The organism is Sphingopyxis sp. (assembly GCF_036402335.1).
GTDB lineage: Bacteria > Pseudomonadota > Alphaproteobacteria > Sphingomonadales > Sphingomonadaceae > Sphingopyxis.
Map to the genome: position 1 here is coordinate 1 of NZ_DASWTD010000150.1, position 9256 is coordinate 9256.

9 protein-coding genes and 1 pseudogene are annotated in these 9256 nt (G+C 66.3%); 5 read left to right on the plus strand and 5 right to left on the minus strand.

The annotated features are described in order from the left end of the window. The 3 genes from VGD20_RS04605 to VGD20_RS04615 all read right to left on the minus strand — a co-directional run. On the minus strand, positions 1–416 hold a 416-nt coding region (locus tag VGD20_RS04605; RefSeq protein WP_331133321.1), incomplete at its 3' end, for a TauD/TfdA family dioxygenase. Positions 417–447: 31 nt separating this feature from the next. Continuing rightward, positions 448–1128 (minus strand): class I SAM-dependent methyltransferase, encoded by a 681-nt coding sequence (locus VGD20_RS04610; RefSeq protein WP_331133322.1) that lies wholly within the window; start codon positions 1126–1128, stop codon positions 448–450. A 47-nt stretch (positions 1129–1175) separates the two neighbouring features. After that, positions 1176–1898: a helix-turn-helix transcriptional regulator gene (locus tag VGD20_RS04615; RefSeq protein WP_331133323.1), complete on the minus strand. Its 723-nt coding sequence runs from the start codon at positions 1896–1898 to the stop codon at positions 1176–1178. Between the two features lie 171 nt (positions 1899–2069). On the opposite strand from VGD20_RS04615, the gene VGD20_RS04620 reads away from it, so the two are divergent. Both VGD20_RS04620 and VGD20_RS04625 read left to right on the plus strand, forming a co-directional pair. Then, positions 2070–2630: a peroxiredoxin gene (locus VGD20_RS04620; protein WP_331133324.1), complete on the plus strand. Its 561-nt coding sequence runs from the start codon at positions 2070–2072 to the stop codon at positions 2628–2630. 7 nt (positions 2631–2637) lie between these two features. Continuing rightward, positions 2638–3129, plus strand: coding sequence for a MaoC/PaaZ C-terminal domain-containing protein (locus tag VGD20_RS04625; RefSeq protein WP_331133325.1), 492 nt, complete (start codon positions 2638–2640; stop codon positions 3127–3129). Here the strand turns inward: VGD20_RS04625 and VGD20_RS04630 are convergent. Next, a complete protein-coding gene (locus tag VGD20_RS04630; protein ID WP_331133326.1) occupies positions 3126–3434 on the minus strand; it encodes a DUF952 domain-containing protein in 309 nt (102 codons plus the stop codon). The genes VGD20_RS04625 and VGD20_RS04630 overlap by 4 nt on opposite strands. Beyond that, on the minus strand, positions 3431–6112 hold the full coding sequence (gyrA, locus tag VGD20_RS04635) for a DNA gyrase subunit A (protein WP_414714541.1): 2682 nt from the start codon (positions 6110–6112) through the stop codon (positions 3431–3433). The genes VGD20_RS04630 and gyrA overlap by 4 nt, the downstream gene beginning before the upstream one ends. 316 nt (positions 6113–6428) lie before the next feature. Here gyrA and VGD20_RS04640 point away from each other — a divergent pair, with 316 nt between their 5' ends. The 3 genes and pseudogenes from VGD20_RS04640 to VGD20_RS04650 form a co-directional block, all read left to right on the plus strand. Further along, complete coding sequence (locus VGD20_RS04640) at positions 6429–7643, plus strand: hypothetical protein (RefSeq protein ID WP_331133328.1); 1215 nt, start codon at positions 6429–6431, stop codon at positions 7641–7643. Positions 7644–7701: 58 nt separating this feature from the next. Continuing rightward, positions 7702–8634 carry a hypothetical protein gene (locus tag VGD20_RS04645; RefSeq protein ID WP_331133329.1) on the plus strand — a complete coding sequence of 311 codons (933 nt, stop codon included), beginning with the start codon at positions 7702–7704 and terminating at the stop codon, positions 8632–8634. Continuing rightward, a pseudogene (locus VGD20_RS04650) lies at positions 8631–9256 on the plus strand (sensor histidine kinase); the annotation flags it as partial. The gene VGD20_RS04645 and the pseudogene VGD20_RS04650, both read left to right, overlap by 4 nt.

The following is a 9256-nucleotide window of genomic DNA, read 5'->3' on the forward strand; positions in this document are numbered from 1 at the left end:
GGCATCGCGTCGAGCGCGGCGTGCTGGTTCGAAAATTCGGTGTTGCCGCCGACCGGCGGGATGGTGATGCCGAAAAGGCAGGTGCCCGCGGGCGGGCGGGCCTGAAAGCTCCAGTCGCTGTGCCAGTTTTCGGCGAACAGCGGGGCGGTCTCGTCGGCCTTGCGTTTCACCGCGATGATATGGTCGCGGCCCGGGATCGGGCGGATGAAGGGATCGTCGCCGAAGCCGCCGAAATAGCCGGTGAAGCGTTCGAGATCGTCCGCGTCCATCTTCTGATCGGGAAAGGCGAGGACATGATGGTCGAGCCACGCCGCGCGGATCTCGGCGACGGTTTCGGGGGCGAGCGGCTGCGTCAGGTCGACACCGGTCACGCGCGCGCCGCACGCCTGGCCGCTGGGGGAGATGGTGAGCGTCATGGCGCGATGCTGCGCTGATCGGGACGGCAGGTCAATCGGGTCTTGCCGGCTGTCCGCGATACCCCCGGTAGAGCGAAATCGATCCCGTCGGGGTTGCGATGACCTGCACCTCCTCGACGTCGCGAAAGCCCGCGTTCCGGAGAATGTCGGGGATGCAGCCGCGCGCATTCGGTTCGGTCAACGCGAAGCCGTCGATCATCTGCACCTGACGGAAGAGCATCCGCATCAGCCGCGATCGCTGTTCGCCATAATCGGCAACGAAGAGTTCGCCGCCCGGTTTCAGGAGCCGCCACATCTGGCGCGCAATCGCTACCTTTGCGTCCATCGGACATTGGTGAAGGACGAGGCTCGACACGATTTTGTCGCAGTTCTGGATCGGCGCGATCGCGTCGAGGGCGCTGCCCATGGCTTCGAACCACTGCACGCGCGCGCCGGAATTTTCGGCCTTTCGCCGCGCGATTTCGAGAATGGCGGGATCGGGATCGACGCCGAATATGTTGCCTCCGGGCGCTTTCGCATGGAGCGCGATGGCCAGCGTGCCGGTACCGCATCCGATATCGACGATTGTTTCCCCGTCGCGGGGGGCGATCAGTCGCACCAAGTCGGCACGCCATTTTTTCTCGCGTGTCATCAATGCGAGGACGGCGTCATAGCGAGCGATGTTGCCGGCCTTTCCCAAGGCGGGGACGAAGTCATGGTGCGTATCGGTCATGCATTCGCGAATAGACCCCGAAGCAGGCTCGCGATTGAACGATGGGGCTATGAGGTCCGGAAAATATCGCCGGCCCGGATCCCGAACGTCGCCTTTATCGTGCGGGCAAAATGGGCGGCATCGGCGAAGCCGGCGTCGTGCGCCGCGGCGGTGATATCGCTTCCCCCGAGAAGCCGTTCGAAAGCCACGCGCATCCGCCGCCACAGGATGTAGCGCTGAAAGGGCATTCCCGTTTCGGACGAGAAGAGATGCCGGAGGCGGCCCGTCGACAAGGGCGTGTGCCAGCCGACGTCGGCGAGACGAACCGCGCCGAGGGGCAGCAGCTTGTCGATCGCGTTCAAAACGGTCTCGATACGACGATCCATTTCAGGCGGTGCGGCGCGGACCATCCAGCTTTCCCAAAAGCAGCTTTCGCGCCCGCCCGGGACGATGCGTGCGTTTGCGGGAATCCGCGCGCGCAATGTGTCGGGCGGGCCGAAAGCGACGGTCGGCTCGACATAGCAGAGTTCGGCCGCAGCCGACGGCAGCAGGCGGTGCGGGGCATCGGGTTCGATCAGCAGGCACCGCCCTTCGACGCGGGCGCCGTTTCCATCGAGCAGGGCGACCGGCGTGTCGGAAAAAACGGCCTGGGCGGCGAAGTGACGATGCAAAACGGTGTCGCCGACCGAGCCGGACCACCATGCGACATAACCTTCGATGCGCAATCGGCCGTGCCAGGAAGGGTCCTTCGCCATTGCGGTGATCATGGCGCCGCGCGCAAGCAAAGTCACGCCGGCTATCCGCCGCACGGCATTGGCGCGCGTTCACCGAGCGGGCGAGGGTGCAGGCGTGCGCATATTTTTCATCTTCCCGATCAACGGCTGCAACTTTGTGCTAGGTGACGACGAACAGGGAAGGGGCGTCCGGGCGGGACGCGGCTCCGTCAAGGTGGAGAAGCGCAGATGAAGATGCTGATGAAGATTGCGATGTCGGTTGGCCTTGGCCTGTCGCTTACGGCCATTCCGGTACAGGGGATCGCGGCGCTCCAGCAGGGCGCGAAGGCGCCCGACTTTACCCTCAACGCCGCGCAGGGCGGCAAGCCCTTTGTCCTGTCGCTGAAACAGACGCTGAAAAAGGGACCGGTCGTGCTCTATTTCTTCCCCGCCGCCTTCACGGCCGGCTGCACGATGGAAGCCCATCTTTTCGCCGAAGCGAATGACGACTTCAACCGGCTTGGTGCGCGCGTCGTCGGCGTGACCGCGGGCAATATCCACCGCATCGAGGAATTTTCGAAATCGGAATGCCGCGACAAATTCGCGGTCGCAGCCGATCCGGCCGCCAAGGTCGCGGCAAAATATGACGCCACGATGCAAGGCTCCGACGGGAAGCCGCTGTCCAACCGGACGTCTTTCGTCATCGCGCCGAACGGCACCATCCTGCTGAGCTACACCGACAGCAAGCCGCAGGCGCATGTCGAGAAGACGATGGCGGCGGTGCGCGCGTGGAAAGCCCGGCGCCGCTGAGGGGCCGATGGAGACCCGGGTGCCAAAATCAGTTTTTCTGGATGATCTGCAGGTCGGCCAACAATGGCATGGCGGTCCGATCGAGATGACCGAGGCGGATATCATTCGCTTCGCACGCGAATATGATCCCCAGCCGATGCACATCGATACCGCAGCGGCCGCGGGCGGTCGTTTTGGCGGTATCATCGCCAGCGGCTGGCACGTCGCCGCGGTTGTCATGCGCGATTTTGTCGAAACCGCGCCGTTCGGGGACACTCCGCTTCTGGGCCTCCAGATCGACGACCTGCAGTGGCGCCTGGCCGTGCGGCCCGGCGACACGTTGCGTATCACGCGCGAGATCGTCGATATCGCGCGCTCCAGAAGCAAGCCCGACCGCGGCGTGCTCACCATGCGGATGACCGTGACGAATCAGGACGGCGCGGTCGTGATGGCGTTCCTCAACCGGATGCAGATGCCGGCCCAGCCGCCAGCTGCCTCCGCCGAGCCGGAAAGCGGCTAGTCCCGCCGCTGCAATCCTACCACCGCGTGCATCGGCAGTTCCGCATAGATGTGCGGGAACAACTCGCCGCCGCGGGCTTCTTCCCAGCGGACGCTGTCGCCGAGGCAGACGAGGTCGACCTCGGCAATCATCAGCGCGGTCTGGCCGGCAAAATGCCTGGCCAGCGTGCCTTCGAGCTGCTCGGCGGTCGACAGGTGGATATAACCGTCGGCGATATCCACCGGGGCGCCGCGGAACACGCGCTCGCGTTCGAAATCGGCCCATTGCTGCAAGGTCAGTATCTTGAAGGCCGTCGACGCGCTCATTCGGAAGGTGTCTCCGCCGCCGGGATTTCGGTTCCGGGCGTCGACGCCTCGTTTTCGATGGCTTCGACCTCTTCCTCGTCGCTTTCCTCAATCAGCGCCGCCGAGACGACATGCTCGTCCCTGGCGACGTCGAACAGGCGTACACCCGCCGAGCCGCGACCGATGACGCGCATCGAATCGAGGCCCATCCGGATCAGCTTGGCCTGGTCGGTGACCAGCATCAGCTGATGCACCTTGGTGGCGGGGAAGCTGGCGACGACCGGGCCGTTACGGCCGATATTGTCGATGTTGGTGATCCCCTGGCCGCCGCGGCCGGTGCGGCGATATTCATAGGCGGACGAGAGCTTGCCATAGCCGTTGGCGCAGACGGTGAGGATGAACTCCTCGCGTGCTGCCAGTTCTTCCATGCGATCGGCGGGAAGCGACGGTTCGTTCTCATTGTCCTTCCACGGCGCGGCGCGCAGATAGGCTTCGCGCTCGTCGCTGGTCGTGCCGACCTTGTGGAGGATCGAAAGCGAAATGACTTCGTCGCCGTCGGCGAGGCGCATGCCGCGCACACCGGTCGAATTGCGGCTCTGGAACTCGCGGACGTCGTCGCCGGCAAAGCGGATCGCCTTGCCCTGACGGGTGGCGAGCAGGACATCGTCGCTTTCGTCGAGCAACGCGACGCCGATCAGCCGGTCGTCTTCGTCCTCGCCCTCGAACTTCATCGCGATCTTGCCGTTCGAGGGCACATTGGTGAAGGCGTCCATGCTGTTACGACGCACATTGCCCTTTGCGGTTGCAAACATGACGTGCAGCTTGCCCCATTCGCCCTCATCCTCGGGCAGCGGGAGCACGGTCGAGATGGTTTCGCCCTGCGCGAGCGGCAGCAGATTGATCATCGGGCGGCCGCGCGTCGCGGGCCCGCCCTCGGGCAGGCGCCACACCTTCATGCGATAGACCTTGCCCGCGGTCGAGAAGAACAGCACCGGCGTGTGCGTCGAGGTGACGAACAGCTCGGTGACGACATCCTCGTCCTTCGTCGCCATGCCGGCGCGGCCCTTGCCGCCGCGGCGCTGGGCGCGGAACGTGTCGAGCGGCGTGCGCTTGATATAGCCGTCGAGGGTGACGGTAACGACCATCTCCTCGCGCTCGATCAGATCCTCGTCGTCGATCCCGTCGGCGGCAGGGGCGACGAGCGTCCGGCGCGGGGTCGCGAATTCCTCGCGCACCGCTACGAGTTCCTCGCGCATCACGCCATAGAGTTTGACGCGGTCGGCGAGGATCGAAAGCAGTTCCTCAATCTCGGCCGCCAACTCACCGAGTTCCTTGCCGATTTCATCGCGGCCCAGCGCGGTCAGGCGGTGGAGGCGAAGGTCGAGGATCGCCTTCACCTGCACTTCGGAGAGGCGATAGGTGGCGCTCTCCTCCATCTCGCCCTCGATCGCTTCGACGAGGCGAATATAGGGGGCGATTTCACCGATCGGCCATTCGCGCGCAAGCAGCGCTTCGCGGGCGGCGGCGGGCGAGGTCGAGCCGCGGATGATGCGGACGACTTCGTCGAGGTTGCTGACCGCAACGACAAGGCCGAGCAAGATGTGCGCGCGGTCACGCGCCTTCGCGAGTTCGAACTTGCAGCGGCGGGTGATCACTTCCTCGCGGAAAGCGATGAAGGCCGAAAGAATGTCCTTCAGCCCGAGCATCTCGGGGCGACCGCCACGGATCGCGAGCATGTTCGCGGGGAAGCTCGACTGCGCCGGCGTGTGGCGCCAGAGCTGGTTGAGCACGACTTCGGCGGTCGCGTCGCGCTTCAGTTCGATGACGACGCGCACGCCCTCACGGTTCGATTCGTCGCGGATATCGGCGACGCCCTCGATGCGCTTGTCGCGTGCAGCCTCGGCGATCTTCTCGACGAGGCCCGACTTGCCGACCTGGAACGGAATCGCGGTGAGGACGATCGACTGACGGTCGTTCCTGCCTTCCTCGATGACATAGTTCGACCGCATCATGATCGAGCCGCGGCCCGTCGCATAGGCAAGGCGCGCGCCGCCCTGGCCGAGCATCGTCGCGCCGGTGGGGAAGTCGGGGCCGGGGATGATCGCCATCAATTCGTCGAGCGTGATCGCTTCGCCGCCTTCGAGCTGGCGGTCGATCATTGCGAGCGTCGCGTCGATCACCTCGCCGAGGTTGTGCGGCGGGATGTTGGTCGCCATACCGACCGCGATGCCGCCCGCGCCGTTGACGAGCAGGTTCGGGAAGCGCGCCGGCAGGACGGTCGGCTCGTCGCGGCTTGCGTCATAGTTCGGCTGGAAGTCGACGGTATCCTTGTCGAGGTCGTTCAGCAGCACCATCGCGGTCTTCGCGAGGCGCGCTTCGGTGTATCGCATCGACGCCGGCGGATCGGGGTCCATCGAACCGAAATTGCCCTGACCGTCGATCAGCGGCACGCGCAGCGACCAGTCCTGCGTCATGCGCGCGAGCGCGTCGTAGATCGCGCTGTCGCCGTGCGGGTGATAGTTACCCATCACGTCGCCGACGATCTTCGCCGATTTCTTGTACGGACGGCCGGGAACGAAGCCGCCTTCCTGCGCCGCATAGAGAATCCGGCGATGCACGGGCTTGAGCCCGTCGCGCACGTCAGGCAGCGCACGGCTGACGATCACGCTCATCGCGTAATCGAGGTAACTGGTCTTCATTTCGTCGACGATATTGATCGGCGAAACGCCATCGTCGGACGGCGGAACAGGCGTATTTTCTTCGGTCAAGACCCGGCCTTTTTTCGTTCTTTCGGGAGGAGTTTCGAGACTAGCCGATGGCCCATGCAAAAGCCAGTGATTCGGTCGGTTTCCGCATGATTTTTTGGACCCTTGAACATGACGGAAACCGGGCGTGTTTCCACACCGGAAAGGAGGTTCGCGCCGTGGCGTCATGGCGCGATACAAGCGGCTTGCCAATCGGGCCTCCGCGCCTAAAGGTCGGGGCGATGACCGCTTTTCCGTCTGGCACCTGCCGATGACCCTGATTGCGCTGATCGGCGCCAGCGAAATGCTGCCCGATGGCGGCCTCCGCGCGCTCGTCACCGTCGCGGGCGAAACGCTGATCGAGCGGCAGGCGGCGCGCCTCGCCGATGTCGGGGTAACGCATGTCGCCGTAGCCGTCGGCGCGGTCCCTGCCGACCTGCTCGCGACCTGCGACAATATTCGCCGCCGCGGCATGAGGGTTACGCCGGTGCGCGCCGCCGCCGATCTGATGGAACTCGTCGAGGGCGACGATCGCATCATCCTCGTCGCCGATGGCCTTCGTGCGGGCGGGACGCATTATGCCGCGATTGCCAAGCCGGGGTCGCCGGCGATCCTCGTGACCGGCGACACGATGCTGACGCAGGGGTTCGAACGCATCGACGCGACGCGGCGCTGGGGCGGGCTCGCCTGCATTTCGGACACGATGGTCGCCGAGCTCGCTGCGATGCCGGGCGAATGGGACATGATGCTCACGCTTTTGAGGCTCGCGGTGCAATCGGGCGCGCGGCGGCTCTATTGCGAGCCGGCGCTGTTCGAGCAGGGCGAGATCGCGATCGTCGCCGACCGACCGACCGCGGCGCTGATCGAGCAATCGAGCCTGCAGCAGGTCGAATATGGCGGCATGGGGCTCGGCCGGTCGGCAATCATGATGCCGCTCATCCGGCTCGCGGGCCCCTTGCTCGTCAAATCGCCGACGACCGCGCGCTATCTGCCCTATGTCACTGCCTTGCTGTGGGTGATCGTCGCACTGCTTGCGGCGAGCGGACTGGCGGCGGCGGGGGCGCTGGTCGCGATCTTCGGCGGGCTTGGCCTTGCGGCGATGCGTTTCCTGTCGGCGTTCCGCGCCGAAAGCGCAGCCCAGGATCGGACGCGCGAGATCATCCGCAGTTTCGCATGGGTGCTGCTGGCGATTTTCCCCTGGCTCCTGTCGCTGGCGGGACCGGGGCACCGGATGCCGCCCTTTTCGGAAGCTGCGCTCGCGCCATGTCTCGCCGTCGCAATCCTGCTGGCGCGGTGGCTGTACGAGGATTCGGGCGAGCGGCGGCGGTTTCACTGGCTGCTTCCCGACGCCGACCAGGCGTGGATCATGCTCGCGCCTGCGTTGCTGTTCGGCTTTGCGCCGCTGATGTTCGCGATCCTGCCTTTGCTCGCGTTGCTGCAGATTATGCTGTGGCTGCGCCTCGCCCGCCGTCCGGAAGGCCGATAAAACAATCGTCTTCAAGGTTTAACGCCTATTAACGACATGCTGCTATCGGCGAGGGTGCATGAGTGAATCTTTCTCCTCGCCCGGCATCGACCCGCCGTCGCCGACGCTGTCGGCGCGCCTGCGCGAACTGGCGGAGTATCTGGCGGCACCCGCTGCAGACCGGCTGACCGAGGAGCAGCGCGCGCTGTCGCTGGGAATCGCACGCCGGCTGGTCGCCGACGTCGCCGAACGACTCGATGGCGGAATCGATCCTGCCGGTTTGTGGAGCGAATGGCTGCGCGGCGGCCTGCCGGGCGCCGAGCGGCTCGCCGGGCTTTGCTTCGCGCGTGCCGAAGAACATCGCTGGCGCGAGCAATCGGCGCAGCGGAGCGCGCTGCCGATTCTTGCCGAGCCCGACGAGACGATCGTCGACGCACCGGCGGTTGGCGACCCCCTGTCCGACGTCGACGGCGCCTATCTGGCGCTCCAGATCGCCGATCGCCGCCGCTTCGATGCGCTGGGCAATCCCGGCCTCGCGGTGGCGGATCTCGACGGCGAGATATTTCGCGCGTTGCTGCTCGACGTCGCCGCGTGGCGACTGACCGAGGTGAGCAAGGACCAGGGGCGCGCCGCGCGGCTTGGCGAGGCGGTGCGCGCGGCGGTCGAGCGACAGGCCGGAGAGGCGGGCCTCGCCGAAGCGGGTGCCGCCTATTACCGGATATTGGGCGAGACGGTGCCCGAGGTCGCGGCCACTGCGATCGCCCGGCACAACTGGCCGGTCCTGATCGCGCTCGCCGCGGCCGCGCACCGCCGGGGCTATGAGGATATGGCGCTGGCGCTGCTGACCGCGGAAAGTGCGGCACTGCCGTCGCTGCTCGCACCGCTGCGCCTCGATCGCACGGCGCTCGCGCCGCTCGAGGCGTCGCTTGCGATGCTGCCGGCGCGCGCGGTTGCCGACGGAAGCGGCGGCGATCATGCGAGGCACGCGGTGCCGGGGCGGGGTACGCGATGAGCGAACGTATCGTCCGCGGCCGGATCGACGGAGCGGGTGCGCTGGTGAGTGCCGACGCGCCGTTGCTGCGCCTGCAGCAACGGGCCGGCGCTGGGCTGGGCAAGCCGCTGGCGTTGCCGCACCTCGCGCGGCTCGTCGCGCTCGCGCAGCGGTTGCATCGCGACATCAGCCGGCCACTCTATGCCGCCGACGACCACAGCGACATCCACGCGCTGGTCCGGATCACGCCCGACGCCGATGGCGCGAGCCTCGAGATCAGCGACTGGCGCACGCGCCCGCTCGTCCAGCCACAGGTGCCCGTGATCGCCGACGGCGCTATCGTGCCGCACGGCTGGACCTGGGAATGCGACCAGCAGTTGCGCATGGTTGCCTTGCGTGCAGCGTCCGGCGCGCCGCCCGTACCGCGCGAGTGGGAAGGGCGGTCGTTGTCCGAGCTGTTCGAATTGCAGCCCGACGGTGACGGACGTTTTCCGGTTCTTCGCGCGCTCGCGCGGCAAAGCCGCTTCGACGGCCAGCGCGTCCAGGCCGATGGCCCGGCGGCGCGCCTGGCGATGACCCTGTCGGGCGAGGCGCTGTTCGACGCGCTGGGCCGGTTTACGGGTTTCCGGGGGCTCGCGGAGCC